This window comes from Pseudofrankia asymbiotica, from assembly GCF_001983105.1.
GTDB classification, from domain to species: domain Bacteria; phylum Actinomycetota; class Actinomycetes; order Frankiales; family Frankiaceae; genus Pseudofrankia; species Pseudofrankia asymbiotica.
In genome coordinates this window covers 1-16,893 of the sequence record NZ_MOMC01000123.1, presented here as the reverse complement: position 1 = coordinate 16,893, position 16,893 = coordinate 1, and the positions used below count along the sequence as shown (strand labels likewise).

General features: G+C 71.2%; 12 protein-coding genes. 7 read left to right on the top strand and 5 right to left on the bottom strand.

All coding sequences use genetic code 11. The features are described from left to right. The first annotated feature begins 1,294 nt into the window (after nt 1-1,294). Nucleotides 1,295-2,698 (top strand): restriction endonuclease, encoded by a 1,404-nt coding sequence (locus BL253_RS37615; protein ID WP_076822812.1) that lies wholly within the window; start codon nt 1,295-1,297, stop codon nt 2,696-2,698. Nucleotides 2,699-2,837: 139 nt separating this feature from the next. Next, on the top strand, nt 2,838-4,223 hold the full coding sequence (locus BL253_RS37610; RefSeq protein WP_076822810.1) for a glycine--tRNA ligase: 1,386 nt from the start codon (nt 2,838-2,840) through the stop codon (nt 4,221-4,223). Between the two features lie 201 nt (nt 4,224-4,424). Here BL253_RS37610 and BL253_RS37605 read toward each other — a convergent pair whose 3' ends face one another. From BL253_RS37605 to BL253_RS37595, 3 genes are read right to left on the bottom strand one after another with little or no spacing between them, the layout of a single operon-like run. Further along, nucleotides 4,425-5,204, bottom strand: a complete 780-nt coding sequence (locus tag BL253_RS37605; RefSeq protein WP_198946554.1) for a hypothetical protein — start codon at nt 5,202-5,204, stop codon at nt 4,425-4,427. After that, nucleotides 5,191-6,858, bottom strand: a complete 1,668-nt coding sequence (locus BL253_RS37600; protein ID WP_241835501.1) for a VWA domain-containing protein — start codon at nt 6,856-6,858, stop codon at nt 5,191-5,193. The genes BL253_RS37605 and BL253_RS37600 overlap by 14 nt, the downstream gene beginning before the upstream one ends. Next, on the bottom strand, nt 6,855-7,970 hold the full coding sequence (locus BL253_RS37595) for a hypothetical protein (RefSeq protein WP_076822808.1): 1,116 nt from the start codon (nt 7,968-7,970) through the stop codon (nt 6,855-6,857). The genes BL253_RS37600 and BL253_RS37595 overlap by 4 nt, the downstream gene beginning before the upstream one ends. A 384-nt stretch (nt 7,971-8,354) precedes the next feature. Here BL253_RS37595 and BL253_RS37590 point away from each other — a divergent pair, with 384 nt between their 5' ends. Beyond that, nucleotides 8,355-9,128, top strand: a complete 774-nt coding sequence (locus BL253_RS37590) for a YdcF family protein (RefSeq protein ID WP_241835500.1) — start codon at nt 8,355-8,357, stop codon at nt 9,126-9,128. Between the two features lie 428 nt (nt 9,129-9,556). Continuing rightward, nucleotides 9,557-11,428 (top strand): transketolase, encoded by a 1,872-nt coding sequence (locus BL253_RS37585; protein WP_076822814.1) that lies wholly within the window; start codon nt 9,557-9,559, stop codon nt 11,426-11,428. A 57-nt stretch (nt 11,429-11,485) separates the two neighbouring features. Here BL253_RS37585 and BL253_RS37580 read toward each other — a convergent pair whose 3' ends face one another. Both BL253_RS37580 and BL253_RS43260 read right to left on the bottom strand, forming a co-directional pair. Continuing rightward, on the bottom strand, nt 11,486-12,022 hold the full coding sequence (locus tag BL253_RS37580; RefSeq protein ID WP_076822806.1) for a PH domain-containing protein: 537 nt from the start codon (nt 12,020-12,022) through the stop codon (nt 11,486-11,488). Between the two features lie 312 nt (nt 12,023-12,334). Beyond that, nucleotides 12,335-12,490, bottom strand: coding sequence for a hypothetical protein (locus tag BL253_RS43260; RefSeq protein WP_007520190.1), 156 nt, complete (start codon nt 12,488-12,490; stop codon nt 12,335-12,337). A gap of 109 nt (nt 12,491-12,599) precedes the next feature. On the opposite strand from BL253_RS43260, the gene BL253_RS37575 reads away from it, so the two are divergent. The 3 genes from BL253_RS37575 to BL253_RS37565 all read left to right on the top strand — a co-directional run. Continuing rightward, nucleotides 12,600-13,952 carry a deoxyguanosinetriphosphate triphosphohydrolase gene (locus BL253_RS37575; RefSeq protein WP_338013784.1) on the top strand — a complete coding sequence of 451 codons (1,353 nt, stop codon included), beginning with the start codon at nt 12,600-12,602 and terminating at the stop codon, nt 13,950-13,952. A 355-nt stretch (nt 13,953-14,307) separates the two neighbouring features. After that, entirely contained in the window at nt 14,308-16,239 is a 1,932-nt protein-coding gene (gene dnaG / locus BL253_RS37570) for a DNA primase (RefSeq protein WP_076822802.1), read from the top strand. Nucleotides 16,240-16,282: 43 nt separating this feature from the next. Further along, the coding region (locus BL253_RS37565; RefSeq protein ID WP_274535309.1) for a sigma-70 factor domain-containing protein at nt 16,283-16,893 on the top strand (611 nt) is incomplete at its 3' end.

Here is a 16,893-nt window from a genome sequence, read left to right as displayed (position 1 = left end):
GTCCGGTCCCGGTCGGCGGCGTGGCCGTGCTGGTCATGACCCCCACCCCGGTGGCGTGGTCGCCGCTCTGATTGACCCCCGCCGACCGCGGTCGCAACGCTCCATGCCCCCATGGGCGAAGGGATGACTGGCAGCCGAACCTGCCCCCGACACCGATTCGGGATGGAGACGAAACCGCACCACCCCTACCCGTCTGAAAGGAAACCGTTTCCCAGTTCAGACACATACAGCAGTCGAGCGGCCTGACGGCCGCACCCAAACCCCACGCCAAATCTCGGTCACCCGGCCGGCCGCCGTGGGGTCCGCGACGCAGCGTGCGGGCCCGCCCCTCCAGCGTCAAGGCTGCTCACGCATCGCCTACGGCGACCGGGTCCCCTCCGGGGCCCACGGGCCCTGACCCCGGAGCCTCTGCGAACCCGCGGGCAGCACACAACGGCAGGCACAGCTGCCTGCCCCTCCCACACGCCGCCGACCCCACGGCGGCCAACCCCCGCACGCCCACAACCAGYCAAAACAGATCCCAGCATCGTCTTGACCGGCCCCGCTCCTTCAGGGATGACCAGCACCAACACCACCCCGTAACCGGTAACCGCGACCCGCCCCGACAGCCAGAAACAGCCCAAAACACGGCTCCGGGCGCCGAGCACGCCGTTACCCGTTACCCCCAACACCACGGCACCCCGCACGGCGCCGAGAAAGAACCCCACCGTGACCGCGCCCGCGTCCGCGCCCACCCCGGAGCCAACCGACCACGACGTCCCCGACTCCACCCACGACGCCCGCGTAGCCGCCCTCCTAGCCGCCCAACGCGACGCCATCCGCAAGGCCGTCGACACCGCCCCACCAGTACCCCCCGACGTCGCCAGCCGCCTACGCACACTTCTCGGCCAAGTCCACCTACCCCCCGAACCGGCTACCCTTGACCCGCCACCAGTGGCCAACCAAGAACCGTCGCCACCAACAGACCAATGATCCAACTCATCGTATGCCTTGAGACACATTCCTCTATAGGCAGGCCCATCCGACACAGTTCGGGGTGGGAGGCGTAGCGCGACGGCGGGGCACGTGAGGTGGGGCCCCTTGGGGGGTGCTGATGGGCTTGGCTCGCGCCGCTCAGGGGCGCTGAGCCGTGTCTGTATGACCGCGGGAAGTAGTTGGTCGGCGTGTCCGGGGAGCCCCGGCCTCGTCGGCGTCCCGGCGGGTCGATGGAGGACGCCGGATTCGTCCCTAACTTGGGACCTTGGCCCGGATAGGCTGCCTAAGCTGGCCGTTCCGGCGCCGTTATGGCCTGATCGTGGGGGAGTGGTTGGAACTCGCGAAGGGCGCGAACACCGCGGTGCCGAGCCCCGTGGTGCGGGTGTCGCTCGCGTCGAGCCTGCCAGCCCACGCCGTCGACCTGTTCACGCTCGAGCTGACCGGCGAGCGGCGGGTCCGCGATGACGGCGACCTGGTCTTCTACAACCAGCGCCGCTCCGCGGACGGCTGCCTGTGGCAGGTCGACGACCAGCGCGTGCGGATCGAGCTGGGCGACCTCGCGGACGACGTCGAGACGGTGGTCGTCGCCGCCGGGCTGGATGACGGCTGGACCGGCACGTTCACCGACGACGCCGGCCTGCGCGTCCGGGTCGAGGTGGCCGGTGAGTCGGCCTGGGACGGCCCTGGCACCGGCGCCGGCGCCGCCTGGGCGGCGAGCCACCGGGTCGTCGCCGGGGGCGGCGAGCGCTGCATGGTGCTCGTCGAGCTGTACCGGCGCGGCGGCGGCTGGAAGGTGCGCGCGGTCTCGCAGGGCTGGGAGGCGGGCACCGCCGCGCTGCTGACCGAGCACGGCGTCCGCGTCGAGCAGGCCCCCACGCCCGTCCGGCCCGCCCCGCCGGAGCTCCGTACCCGGCCCGCCGCCCCCCTGCCGCCCACGCTGCCCCTGCCGCCCGCCCCGCCGGAGGTGCCACGCCGCCCGGTCGCGCGCCCGGCCGAGCCCATCGCCCCGACCAGGCCCTACGCGCCGTCCCCCTGGGGAGCGGGCGGGGGTGTCGACCCCTCCGATGCCCCGACCGAGATCGTCGCCTCCCCGACCGGGGCCTGGCCGGCCTGGCCTCGCCAGCCCGCGGCCACCCCGGGCGCTGGCTCCGCCGACCGTCCCAGCCCCGTGGCCCGGCGGTCCAGCGGCTGGGACGGCGCGCGTGCCCGAGGTGGCGACGACTCCGACGACACCAACGGCGCGGGCGAGGCCGGCGGCGACGGCTCAGGCGGTTGGCGCGGCTGGGCGGGCGCCAGCCGGCTGCTGCACGTGCGGCCCGTCGCCAGGGTCGCGCGGCGGGCGCCGCTGGACCTGCTGGCGATGGACCCGTACGACTTCGAGCAGCTGGTCGCGAACCTGTTCACCGGGATGGGCTACACCACCCAGCGCACCGGGCGTTCCGGTGACGGCGGCGTCGACGTCGAGGTGCGTTCCGACGACCCGCTCGCCAGCGGGCTCATCGTGATCTCGGTGAAGCGGCTGAAGCGCACCGTGGCGGCGCACTACGTGCGCGAGCTCGCCGGCACCGTCCACGACCGCGACGCGATCAAGGGGATCCTGGTGACGACGTCGGGCTTCGGCCCGTCGTCCTGGGAGTTCGCCGCGAAGAACCGCCTGGAGCTGGTCGACGGCGAGCGCCTGCGCGCCTGGCTCGCCGAGTACCTCGACCTCGACGCGATCTAGGCCCCCGGCCGGGGCGCCGGGTTGGCTCCGGCGCGGTGCCGGCGCGGGCCGTCACCGGGTGGGCGTCCGAGTCCGTAGGCTGGACCCCTGTACATCGCCTCGACGACGAGACGTCAGTGTGGTTAAGGAGCAGGGTCCCGTGGCAGGCACATCCGACCTGATGGACACCATCGTCAGCCTCTCCAAGCGGCGGGGCCTCGTGTTCCCGTCGAGCGAGATCTACGGTGGTCTGCGTGCGTCCTGGGACTACGGACCCCTCGGTGTCGAGCTGAAGAACAACGTGAAGCGCGCCTGGTGGAAGGYGGTCGTGCAGGGCCGGGAGGACGTCGTCGGCCTTGACTCGTGCGTCATCCTCGCGCGGGAGGTGTGGGAGACCTCCGGTCACGTCGAGGTCTTCACCGACCCGCTGACCGAGTGCACGAACTGCCACAAGCGCTACCGCGCCGACCACCTCGAGGAGGCCTTCGAGGCCAAGCACGGCCGCAAGCCGGCCGGCCTGTCCGAGGTCGTCTGCGCGAACTGCGGCACCCGCGGCAAGTTCACCGAGCCGAAGTTGTTCAACGGCCTGCTCAAGACCTTCCTCGGCCCGGTCGAGGACGCCTCGGGCCTGGCCTACCTGCGCCCCGAGACCGCGCAGGGCATCTTCATCAACTACGCCAACGTCCAGTCGACGGCGCGGCGCAAGCCGCCGTTCGGCATCGGCCAGATCGGCAAGTCGTTCCGCAACGAGATCACCCCGGGCAACTTCATCTTCCGGACCCGCGAGTTCGAGCAGATGGAGATGGAGTTCTTCGTGCCGCCGGGCGAGGACGAGACCTGGCATGAGTACTGGATCACCGAGCGGACCAAGTGGTACACCGAGCACGGCATGAAGCCGGACAACATCCGCCACTTCGAGCACCCGCGGGAGAAGCTCGCCCACTACGCGAAGCGCACGGTCGACATCGAGTACCGGTTCAACTTCGCCGGCCTGGAGTGGGGTGAGCTGGAGGGCATCGCGAACCGCACCGACTTCGACCTGACCTCGCACGCGAAGGCTTCCGGCGCGGAGCTTTCCTACTTCGACCAGGCCACCGGCGTTCGCTACACCCCGTACGTCATCGAGCCAGCGGCTGGCGTCGACCGGGCCACGCTCGCCTTCCTGCTGGACGCCTACGACGAGGACGAGGCGCCGAACACGAAGGGCGGCGTGGACCGCCGCATCGTGCTGCGCCTCGACCCGCGCCTGGCCCCGGTGAAGGTCGCGGTGCTGCCCCTGTCCCGGCATGCCGACCTCTCACCGGTCGCCAAGGACCTCGCCGCCMAGCTGCGCCGGCACTGGAACGTCGAGTACGACGACTCGCAGGCCATCGGCCGCCGCTACCGCCGTCAGGACGAGATCGGCACGCCGTACTGCGTCACCGTCGACTTCGACACGCTGACCGACCAGGCGGTGACGATCCGCGAGCGCGACTCGATGGCCCAGCAGCGCATCTCCCTCGACAAGATCGTTACTTACCTGAACGCCCAGCTCGGCCCGATGTAGGCGCCGGCAGGCATTGTCTCCGAGGTGTGCGATCCCACGGACATTTGGGGGACACGACCGGGACATTCGGGGGACAAGTTTGCTACCGTCGAGTACAACGGCGTCGACCGGTAGTACCCCCCGAGCTTCCGGACGGCGCCGTTCTTCATGCCCCGAGCCGGCTGAGCCGGAGTGGCCAGGCTCGTGTCGTCGCCGGGTCCGTCATCCCGCCGGGTCGGGCGGGAAGGGCCTCGTCTCCGCGGCCCCGGCCTCGGCTCCCGCCCCGGACGCCGGCGCGGGTCGGTCGGGGATCTCAAGGGCGTTCGGGCCGAACCGGTCGGCCAGGAAGCGCTCGTGGGCGAGCAGGCGACTCGTCTCGCCGTTGCTCGCGTCCTCGGTGACCTCGCGAACGGCCCGCTCCAGCAGCGCGAGCTGGTCGAGCAGCACCTGCCGCGGCGTGCGCCCGTCCGGCAGCTGGTGTGTGCCGGCGAAGGTCCGCGGCAGGCTCAGGTAGGTGTTCAGCGCGGTCGGCAGGTAGTCGTCCACGAGCCGCTCGACGAGGTCGGTCTCCTGTGAGCCCCGGCGCAGCAGCTCCGGCCGGTCGAACAGCTCGTCGAGCGCGCCGGTGACCCGCTCGGTCGCACGGATCACCTCGGTCGGGGCCCGGCCGATGAGCGACTTCCGGTGTGCCTGGGCCGCCGCCCGCAGCCGTTCGACGTCGGCCCCGTCGTCGTCATCGCCGAGGTCGTCCAGGACACCGGGGCCGCTCGCGGCCCGGCGGGGGAACGCCAGCACGCCCGCCCCGTAGAGCGCCGCGACGCCGAACGGCCACCAGGGCGCGGGGACGGCCCCGACGACCCCGAGCGCGACGCCGCCCAGCGCGCCGACGCACCCGAGGATGTTGCGGCCGGATCCGAGCCAGCCCATGAGGCCACCGCCACCACCGCCAGCGACCTGGCGGTTCTGGTCGCGGTCCTGGTCGCGGTGCCTACTGGTAGCCACGGATCTCCTGGAACACGTCGGAGAGGGACACCCCCGGCGCGGTGGCGTCGAAGACAGCGCCGCCGGTGCTGGTGGCGATGGTGGTGAGCGCGTCGCGGTCCGCCTCGCCGAAGACGACCGCGAACGTGCGCACGGCACGGGCCGTGGACGGCCGGGCGTCGTAGCGCGTGGTGAACTGGTCGGCGTCGAGACCGCTGTTGGTCTCGCCGTCGGTCATCAGCACGATCGACGTCAGCGCGTTCGGGTCGGCCTTGGTCGCCTGCGCCGCCTTGTCGTACGCCGCGTCGAGCGCGCTGTAGACGGCGGTGTTGCCGTTGGCCCGCAGCGACCCGGCGAAGTCGGTGATGGCTTTCAGGTCCGGCGAGCCGGGTCTGGGGTCGGTGATGGTGAAGTCACGGGTGCCGGTCACCTGGCTGCTGAACGTGATCATGGTGACGTGCTCCCGGCCGCGGAACCGGGCGAACCGGCCGGAAAGGCTGTCGTCCGCCCCCGTCAGCCCGACGAGCGCCTGCTGGAGCGAGGCCAGCCGGTCGCCCTCCATGGAGCCCGACACGTCCAGCACGTAGATGGCGTGCGTGGGGCGGCGGTACTCGTCGAAGTAGGCGGCGAGCAGCTGGTCGGCGACCTGCTGGGTGGCCGGGAACGGCAGCTCGACCGGCGTGCCRGTGCCGAAGCGGGCGTCCAGCTTGACGCCGGGAACCGCTGGCCGGCGGCTGGTGTCGTTCTGGATGCGGCGCTGGGCCTCGGGGGAGCGCAGCCAGGTGACGACGCGGGTGTACTCGTCGCGCCGGTTGTCGGCGAGCAGCGCCATCGGGTAGTCGGCCGTGATGACACCGTCGTGGGGGCGGATGATCGTGATGGGCCCCGCGGCGCCGGAGCGCTGCAGGGTGAGCAGCACCGACTCGTAGTTGATCATCGCGCCGACGCTGGCGGCGGGGGCCTTGACGAAGGCGTCGGTCAGAAAGCCGGAGCTGCCGGCGGTGAGCACCTGGCCGGAGAAGAAGCTCTTGAGCGGGGCCGTCTTGATGTCGGCGACCTGCAGCGCGTCACCGGTGCCGGCGAAGGCCGCCGCCACCCCGACGAGCGCGGAGAAACCGGAGTTGGAGGCCGCCGGGTTGGTCATGGCGTAGGTGAGCTGGCCGGAGGAGACCTTCGTGGCGATGTCGCCCCAGGTGACCTGCGCGTCGCCCGTCCAGCCGAACTGCTGCGCGAGCGGCGTCCGTACGCCGAGGACCACCGGGGAGAGCATCACCGGCGTGCGGACCAGCTCCTTGGCCGCGCCGCCGGGCAGGAGGCGCAGGTAGCGGTCGGAGGAGAACCACGCGGCGTCCGCGTCCGCGGCGCCGTGGAGGATCTTGTCCGCGCCGTCGAGGGTGCCGGTGTAGCTGAACGTGACGCTGATGCCCGTCGCCTTCTTCAGGTCGGGCAGCAGCGGCTCGAGGTCCTTCAGCTCGGAGCCGGCGAGGATGCGCAACGTTCCCGCCTTGCTGGGCGGCGGGGGCGACGAGGTGCTGGTGTCCGGGCCGCCCGAGCCGCCGTCGGTACAGCCGACGAGCAGCGTGACCGCCGTGACGAGCGCTCCGAACGCGCCAAGAGCGCCGACCGACCGCCGCTGCCGGCGGCACCGGGACCCCGAGGTGATTCCGCGGCTCATCCGTAGGCCTCGTCGATCTTCTTGATCATCAGTTCGGAGATCTTCTGAGTGGGCGGCTCGACGACGTTGGCCAGCTGCGGCGGCGGCGCGGCGCCACCGTCGCCCGAGTTGCCGGCTGGCTGGGTGGCGTTGGAGGTGCGGAAGCCGTTGCGGACGGCGAGCCGCTGCAGCTCCGGGTCGGTGGCCAGCAGCTTCGCGACGGCGTCGCCCTTGTCGTTCAGGGGGACCGCGGTGTGCTTCGCGTAGATCGTCGGGCTCGGGTACACCAGCACTCGRCCGTCCCTGATCGATTCGTCGCCCGCGATCTGGCGTGCTCGGAACTGCGACTCGTAGATCATGACCATCGGCGTCTTGGTGATCCCGATCGACAGGTAGTCGTTGAACGGCCCCTCCGTGGACGGGTCCGTGTAGCCCTGAAGGGTGAACAGCTTCGCGAGCTGGGGGCCCAGCTTCTCCGCCGTCTCTGAGTCGCTCACGACCTGGTTGCCGTTCTCGACGTAGGAGGCGATCGCCAGGTAGACGGCCGCCGAGTTCGAGGAGCGGACGTCCGTCGACTTGATGAGCACCGACCCGGAGTTCTGGTAGTCGGGGTTGTCCTTGAGCTGTGACCAGCGTTTGTCCGCGGCTACCAGGTCGAGGTAGCCGCGCATGTCGAAGTAGGGGACGTTTCCGTCGGTCTTGATGACCCCTTCGGCGGTGAGGGGCCTCACGATCTTCGTGAAGGTCGCGATCGCGATCGGCGTGAAGAACAGCACGTACTGCGCGCGGGTGATGGCTTTGTCGCGCCTGATCTGGTCGGCCTGCGGGGAGTTCGACGGGAGCGCGATGTCGTAGCCGGTCAGGTCGCGCTTCACGATGTCGCGGGAGCCCGCGGTGTCGACCGCCAACCGGTACCCGCGGTCCTTGAGGCGCTTGGTGACGTCCGGATCGGTGAGGTAGGCCTGCGTCTCCGAGCCGGCCAGGATGCGGATGTCGGTGAGCTCGCCGCCCTGCCCGCCGCCGTCCTTGCCGCCGGTGAGCCGGGGGATGATCGCGAGCCCCACCACCCCGAACACCAGCAGCGCGGCGAGGATCGGACCTACGACGCGGCCGTTGCCGCGACCAGTGGCCACCTGCCGGCCTCCTCTGTTGTCTGCGTGCGTCGTCTGCGGGTCAGGTGTCTGTATGTCGAACGCCGGGGCGGATCGCACCGTAGGACCGTTTCGCGGCGCATCGTGGCAAACATCGGGCCGCCGCGCATGTCGCGGGGGCGACTGCCGGTTGCCTTGTCATGTGATGTTCATCTTCGGTTCAGTGGATCACCCGACTGGCGGGAGCCGTCCCGCGAAAGCCCACTTCCGGGCGCGATCACACCTGTCCCTGGGCGTGATCCGCGGCGGACGGGGAATGCAGACCAGCATGGACTATCCGGACGCGAGGCGTCCTCGCGGGCCGAGCGGGTGTCCCACGCGAAGCGGTACAGGTCGGGCCGATAGGGTCTGCGGCGGAGGAGTCCAGTGATCCGAACCCTAGGTCGTCGCGCGACGGGCAAGGCGCCGGCCGCGAGCGCCGAGTCGCTCACGGCCACGCCCACGGCCCCGACGACGCCAGAGCCCGCGTCCACGCCACGCCGCCGGCCGGGTCTGCTGCGCGGGCTGCGCGCGCCCTGGTGGCTGTGGCTGGCGCGCGGCGTGCTCGCACTCCTGGTCGGAGTGATCGTTTTCACCCTGGTCACCATCGGGCAGGTGTGGTGGGTCGGCAGCCAGGACAACCGGCCGCGTTCGGACGCCCTGGTCGTGCTCGGCGCGTCGCAGTACAACGGCCGCCCGTCGGCGGTCTTCGCGGCCCGGCTGGACCACGCCGCCGAGCTCTACCGCGCGGGCGTCGCCCCACTGGTGATCACCGTGGGTGGGCGGATCCCCGGCGACCCGTTCTCCGAGGCCGGCGTCGGCGCGTCCTACCTCGTCAAACAGGGCATACCAGCCTCGAAGGTGCTGGCGGTGCCGGAGGGACGGGACACGCTCCAGTCGCTGGTCGCCGCCGCCGGGGAGATGAACACCCGGTCGCTGCGCAGCGCGGTGGTCGTCACCGACCGTTGGCACAGCCTGCGTTCGGTGGCCATGGCCCGTGACCTGGGCCTGAAGGCGACCACCTCACCGACCCGTACGGGCCCGGCGAACCGGGGATGGGACACCCAGGCCCGCTACATCATCCGCGAGGCGATCGGATACCGCTTCTACCAGATGTTCCACCGCGCGACCCCGTCTGGCGCCAGCCATCCCGCCGTCTAACGAGGCTCACCGGCCACTGTCCGCGCTTACCTTGATGTTCGGTCATGCCAACGGAATGTCGGCCGCGGCCAATTTGCTGCTTGCTCCAACAAACTTCACGTGAGGTCTGTCGTGGCGGTCCGGCGGTGTGGTTCGCTGGTCGCCATGCGGCGTCCGGGGGCGACGTAAACCCTGGCTGGCCTGGCTGGCGTGACCKGGGCCGCTGCTCGCGGTCGGCACGGCTTCCCAGGGGCGAGCGATGCGCAACTGGTTCTCGTCGTGCCGCCAGAGGCCGCCGGAACCTGGAATGTGACGCACATCCTGGTGGCTTGGCGGGCGGGTGGCCATCGGCGGCGCTGGTACGGTTCGGAACGCTTAGACGCCGGGTAGTGCGACGACGGGCGGGTCGATGTGGACCTGCCACGGGCGTCGCTATGAAGGAGGCAGGCGTGGCAAGTCCCGTGTCCGAAGCGGTGGGCGTGGCCGATCTGGAGACGGTCCGCGAACTCGCCCGGCAGCTGAGGGTCGACTCGATCCGATCCAGCACGTCGGCGGGTTCCGGACATCCAACGTCATCAATGTCGGCGGCCGACCTGCTGGCCGTGCTGGTCGGCCGTCACCTGCGCTACGACTGGGACAACCCGGCCGACCCGGCGAACGATCATCTGATCTTCTCGAAGGGGCACGCGTCCCCGCTGCTCTACTCCGTCTACAAGGCCGTCGGCGTCATCACCGACGAGGAGCTGATGACCGGCTACCGCCGGTTCGGCCAGCGCCTGCAGGGCCACCCGACGCCGGTGCTGCCCTGGGTGGACGTGGCGACCGGCTCCCTCGGCCAGGGCCTGCCCGACGCGGTCGGCGTCGGGATCGCCGGCAAGTACCTCGACAAGAGCCCCTACCGGGTCTGGGTTCTCTGCGGTGACAGCGAGATGGCCGAGGGCTCGATGTGGGAGGCCTTCGACAAGGCCTCCGTCTACGAGCTGTCGAACCTGATCGCGATCATCGACGTCAACCGCCTGGGCCAGCGCGGCCCGACCGAGCTCGGCTGGGACCTGGCGACCTACGCCCAGCGGATCAGCGCCTTCGGCGTCAAGACGATCGAGATCGACGGCCACGACATCGACGCGATCGACGCGGCACTCACCGAGGCGGACGGGTACAACGGGCCGGTCGCGATCATCGCCCGCACCATCAAGGGCGACGGGTTCAGCGAGATCGCCGACCACGAGGGCTGGCACGGCAAGCCGCTGCCGGCCGACATGGCCGAGCGGGCCATCGCCGAACTCGGCGGCGAGCGCAACCTGCGCGTGCGCGGCCCGGTACCCAGCCCGTCGCTGCCCCGGCCGGCGGCGCTGGCCGACGTGCGGATCACGCTGCCGACGTGGGAGATCGGCACCAAGGTGGCCACCCGAAAGGCCTATGGCGAGGCGCTGGCGGCCGTCGGCGCGCGCGGCGACGTCGTCGCCCTGGACGCCGAGGTGAGCAACTCGACGTACTCCGACGACTTCAAGAAGGCCCACCCCGAGCGGTTCTTCGAGATGTTCATCGCCGAGCAGCAGATGGTCGCCGCCGCGGTGGGTCTCCAGGTGCGCGGCTACGTGCCGTTCGCCTCCACCTTCGCCGCGTTCCTCTCACGCGCGTACGACTTCATCCGGATGGCCGCGGTCTCGCATGCCGACATCCGGCTCTCCGGCTCGCACGCCGGGGTGGAGATCGGCGCCGACGGGCCGTCGCAGATGGCGCTGGAGGACCTGGCGATGATCCGCGCGGTCGGCGGGTCGACCGTGCTCTACCCGAGCGACGCGACCAGCACGGCCAAGCTCGTCGCGGCGATGGCGGACCTCGACGGCGTCAGCTACATGCGGACCACTCGGGGCGCCTACCCGGTGCTCTACGGGCCGGACGAGGAGTTCGCGCCCGGTGGCTCCAAGGTGCTGCGCAGCTCGGATGCCGACGTGGTCACGCTCATCGGCGCGGGCGTCACCCTGTACCAGGCGCTGGCCGCCGCGGACACGCTCGCGGCGGACGGCATCACCGCCCGGGTGATCGACCTGTACTCGATCAAGCCGGTCGACAAGGCCACGCTGATCGAGGCGGCGAACGCGACGGCCGGCCGGATCGTCGTCGCCGAGGACCACTGGCCGCAGGGCGGGGTCGGTAGCGCGGTGCTGGAGGCACTCGGCGACGGAAGCGCCCCGCTGCGCCTGCGCCACCTGGCCGTGCGCGAGCTGCCCGGCTCCGGCACCTCGGAGGAGCTGCTCGACTTCGCGGGCATCTCCGCCAAGCACATCGCCGAAGCCGCCCGGGCCCTGCTGGCCTAGTCGGACACAGTGCCGTGAATGGTCCCGCCGCCCCGAAGGGTGGCGGGACCATTCGCGTTAGTCGTCCTCGGCCGGCTTGGGGCCGCCGCCGAAGGTCATGTCGAGGAGGGTGATGTAGAGCTGGTCCGGCTTGGGGATGTAGGGCAGCCTGTTCAGTGCCTGGTCCTGGCCGGCGGACTCGACCTTGAACTCGCCGTAGCCGAGCACGCGGCCCAGCGGGTCCCGTGTGTAGGTCATATCGGTGATCTTGCTGAGGGGCATCGTCTGGGCCTTGCGGACGAAGACTCCGGACACCTTCAGCAGGCGCTTGTCCGTGATCATCAGGTGGTCCATGTGCCAGTCCGTGATCCGCCAGAGGGCTCGGAGGATCATGAACAGCGCGAAGTACCACAGCAGCGTGGTGATGAACGTGCCGCCRCCGCGGACCGCGAGGAAGATGTTGACCGCGAGCGCGAGCGCGATGGCGCCGGCGGTCTCGGCGCAGACGCGCAACAGGACGGCCCAGTGCAGCCGGACCATGGAAACGAGCCGCTCCTGGGAGGCCAGGTACTTCAGGTCGCGGTTTGCGGGGTCAGGAAGGCGAAGTCTCACCACAGCGGCAGTGTCCCAGACAGATCAGGATGTAGGAGCGGGATCGCGGCGCGATCCCGGTGGCGAAGCCACAGCGTCGCCCTGGTGGTGTCCCCGGCCGGCCTGGCCGAGCCGCGAACCCTCGCTCGCGCCCGCGGTCCCCGCCGAGCGGGCAGGCCGATGGGGCCCGACGCGCGGCGCCAGCCGCCGCGCGCCGCGGGTGACGTCACCGATCGGTCTGGCCAGACCGCCAGCCTGCGCCCACACCCCACCCCCACCGTCCATACCCGGGCCGACTGGCTTGACGGGCGGGGGAGGACCGGTGCCTGGCGCCGATCACAGGGCGGTCTGGGTGACGAAGTCGGACACACCGTTGCCGATGGACTGGAGCCCGTCGATGCCCTTGGAGATGATGCTCGCCGCGCTGTCCGGCTGGGTCACCACGAAGAACAGCACGAAGGCGATGATCAAATACTTGACGATGTTGTTCACGGCGGGCCTCCGGGCCGAGTGCTAGGTGGCCAAACGGTGCGCGAAAACGATCTTCTTCGCGCGCCCGGCGGCCGTTGTTACTGGAACGCTAGGGGGTGCGGCACAAAGTATGGTCGCTGCGTCGACCCCAGGTAGCGGGTTCCTCTCGAAATGCTCAACCGACGAGGTTGGATCCATGGTGACCTGGTATGACGACGCGGACGTGGAGCGTCGACTGGACGAGCGCCCGAAGGCTACACCGGACGATCGAGGTGCGTTCGCCCGGGATCGTGCCCGCGTGTTGCATTCGAGTGCCTTGCGGAGACTTGCGGCAAAAACGCAGGTCATGGGGCCGCTGGACGACGACTTCCCCCGCACCCGACTCACGCACTCTCTGGAAACGGCGCAGATTGGCCGGGAACTCGCCGCGACAATCGGCGCCGACGCCGACCTGGTGGACGCCGCCTGCCTCGCGCATGACCTTGGTCACCCTCCCTTCGGTCACAACGGCGAGCGGGCGCTCAACATCGCCGCGACACCCTGCGGCGGGTTCGAGGGCAACGCGCAGAGTTTCCGCGAGCTGACGAGGCTCGAGGCGAAGACCGTCGACGAGACCGGGGCACCCGGCGGGCTGAACCTGACCAGGGCCACCCTCGACGCGACGCTGAAGTACCCCTGGCCGCGGCCGCAGAGTGCCACCGGCGCGGGCTCCGGCTGCGCCCAGCCGGACCTGGCCGCGCGCAAGTACGGCGTCTACGACGACGACCTGGYGGCGTTCCACTGGGTCCGCGCGGGCGCTCCCGAGAGCCGGCGCAGCCTGGAAGCGCAGATCATGGACTGGGCCGACGACGTCGCCTACTCCGTGCACGACCTCGAGGACGGCGTGGTCGGCGGCCTGGTGGACCTCTCGGCGATCCTCGCGCCGGCCGGACGGGCCGAGCTCGCGGACTACACGGCCGGCCTCTACGGCGCCGACGCCTCGGCGATCGCCGAGGCGCTGGCGCGGCTCGCCGCCCAGCCCTGGTGGGGCGCGCCCAGTCCCGCCTCCGCCATGGGCCTCGCCGCGCTGCGCACGATGACAAGTGAGCTGGTGGCCCGCTTCGCCGCCGCCGCCCGCTCCGCCACCCGGGAGCGTTTCGGCGACGGGCCGCTGCGCCGCTACCAGGCGGATCTGGTCGTCCCGGCGGACATCCGCGCCGAGTGCCTGGCCCTGAAGGGAGTGGCCTGGTACTTCGTCATCGGCCTGCGCTCCGGGGAGGCCCGGCGCGCGCGCCAGCGCGAGGTGATCACTGAGCTGGTCGAGCTCATCGCCGCGGGCGCGCCCGGCACCCTGGAGCCGCTCCTGCGCCCGGGCTGGGGGGTGGCTCCCGACGACCCGTCGCGGCTGCGTATCGTGATTGACCAGGTGGCCCGCTTCACCGACGCCAGCGCGGGCCGTCTTCACGCCCAGCTGCTCGGCCGTCCGTTGCCCCGCGTGCTGTGAGACCTGGGTGCGTCTTCCGTACGAGGAGACGCTCAGCGCCCGGCAGGTGGCTGCCGTGAAGGTCGCGGAGCGCCCTTCACGCCGGCCGCCGTTCTGGYATGATCGGTACTGTCGCGTTCGCGACAAGTACCATCGGCGCGTAGGGGTTGTGTGGGCGGCACTTGTGTGGGCGGCGACAATGTGCGCCGTTGCGCCGCGCCCGGGTGGTGGTTGATGTGCTGGGCCGGCACGTCAGGTTCTCATGCCTGGCGGACGCTCGTCTCACCGCCTCGGCGTCGGCACGCGGCGGGTCCTCGCCGACCGAGCCCGCTCGTCGACTGACCCGGCACGGGCCGGACGCACAGGGGAGGGACCGTTGACCGGACGCATCCCCGACGGTGTCATCGCTCTCGTCCGCGAGCGGGCCCGGATCGAGGACGTCATCGGCGAGCACGTCCAGCTGCGCCCGGCCGGTAGCGACAACCTGCGCGGGCTGTGCCCGTTCCACGAGGAGAAGACGCCCTCCTTCAACGTCAAGCCGTCGACCGGCGTCTACCACTGCTTCGGCTGCGAGCAGGGTGGCGACGTCATCCGCTTCGTCCGCGAGATCGACGGGCTGACCTTCCCGGAGGCCGTCGAGCGGCTCGCCCGCAAGGCCGGCGTCACCATCACCTACGAGGGCGGCGGCACCACCAGCCGCTCGGTCGTCAGCCAGCGCCAGCGGCTCCTGGAAGCCCACCGCGTCGCCGCCCAGTTCTACGCCGAGCAGCTGTCCACCGCCGCGTCGGCCGTCGCGGGCCAGGACTTCCTCGCCACCCGCGGCTTCGACGCCGACGTCGCGGCGCACTTCGGCGTCGGCTACGCCCCGCAGGGCTGGGACGAGCTGACCCGCCACCTGCTCGCCCGCCGGTTCACCCCGGAGGAGCTGGAGCTCGGCGGGCTGGCCAAGCGGGGCGCCCGCGGCGGCCTGATCGACCGGTTTCGCCACCGGCTCGTCTGGCCGATCCACGACCTGTCCGGCGAGGTCGTCGGCTTCGGCGGGCGCAGGCTCGCGGACGACGACGAGAAGGCCGGCCCCAAGTACCTCAACAGCCCCGAGACGCCGCTGTTCAAGAAGGCGCACCTGCTCTACGGCGCCGACCTCGCCCGTCGGGAGATCGGCCGCCGCTACCAGGTCGTCGTGGTCGAGGGCTACACCGACGTGATGGCCTGCCATCTCGCCGGCGTCGCCACGGCCGTCGCGACCTGCGGCACGGCGTTCGGGGCCGAACACGTCGGCACCGTCCGCCGGCTGCTGATGGACTCCGACGTCCGGCGCAGCGAGGTGATCTTCGCCTTCGACGGCGACGCGGCCGGCCAGAAGGCGGCGATGCGCGCCTTCGAGCACGAGGAGCGCTTCGTCGCGCAGACCTACGTCGCCGTCGAGCCGTCCGGGCTCGATCCGTGCGACCTGCGGCTGGCCCACGGGGACGCGGCGGTGCGTGACCTCGTCGCGAGCCGGGTGCCACTGGTCGAGTTCGCGCTGCGGCAGGTGCTCGGCCGCCACGACCTCAACAGCATCGAGGGCCGGGTCGCGGCGCTCGACGCCGCCGCCCCGATCGTCAACCGGATCAAGGACTGGTCGCTGCGGCAGCGCTACGCCATCCAGCTCGACCGGTGGACGGGCTTCAACGACGAGGAGTTCGTGCTGCGCCGCGTCACGGAGCATCCGTCGGCGCCGATGCTGGACGGCCCGCCCGGCCGGCGCGGTGGCAAGGGCGCCGGCTCGGCCGGCTCGCCCGCGGCCCAGCGGGGCGCCCGCGGCGGCGCGGCCGGCGGCCCGGACGATCCTGGGGTGATCGTCGAGCGGGAGACGCTCAAGATCGCCCTGCAGTGCCCCGGGCTCGCCGGGCCGATGTTCGACGAGCTCGACGCCGAGGTGTTCACCGTGCCCGAGCACCGCGCGGTACTCGGGGCGATCGCCGCGGCCGGTGGCGTGTCCGCCGGGCTCGTCGCCGCCGGTGACGTGCCCAGGTGGGTCGGCATGGTCGTCGCCGCGACGCCGCACGAGTCCGTCGCGCGGCTGGTCACGGCACTGGCGGTGGAGTCGATGCTGGTCGACCACGAGGTCGACGACGGCTACGTCGCCGCTCAGCTCGCGCGGGTGCAGGAAGCCGCCATCGACCGTCGGATCAACGAGGTGAAGTCGCGCGTTCAGCGGCTGAACCCGGTGACCGATCCTGAGGTGTTCAACCAGGCGTTCGGCGAGCTTGTAGCGCTCGAACAGTACAAGAAGGAGCTCCGGGGACGAGGCAGCGGTGCCACGTGACCTGGGTCGATCCCGCCGAGAAGGAAGTGACGAGATTCCGCCCATGCGCACCCAGACCGTCCTGCCGCGCGTAGCCCAGGTCGACGAGGTCAAGGACCTCGTCGCCCGGGGCAAGGAGATCGGCTTTCTCACCACCGACGACGTCACGGTGGCGATCCAGGCCGCCGAGCTGCCGCAGGAGCAGGCCGAGCAGGTGATGACGCTCCTGAACGACGAGGGAATCGAGATCCTCGACCMTCGCTCTGACTCCGGCGAGGCCGCGGACACGCTCGCTCGTCGCCGCCGCGAGGAGGCCGACCTCGCCGCCAAGGCGCCCACGTCCGACCCGGTGCGGATGTACCTCAAGGAGATCGGCAAGGTCCCGCTGCTGACCGCCGCGGAGGAGGTCGACCTCGCCAAGCGGATCGAGGCCGGCCTGTTCGCGACCGAGAAGCTCGGCGAGGCACGGCGGGTGACCGTCGCGCTGCGCGTCGACCTGGAGGCGGTCGCCCGCGACGGCGACGTCGCCAAGCGGAAGCTCGTCGAGGCGAACCTGCGGTTGGTGGTCTCGATCGCGAAGCGCTACGTCGGGCGGGGGATGCTGTTCCTGGACCTGATCCAGGAGGGGAACCTGGGCCTGATCCGGGCGGTCGAGAAGTTCGACTACACCAAGGG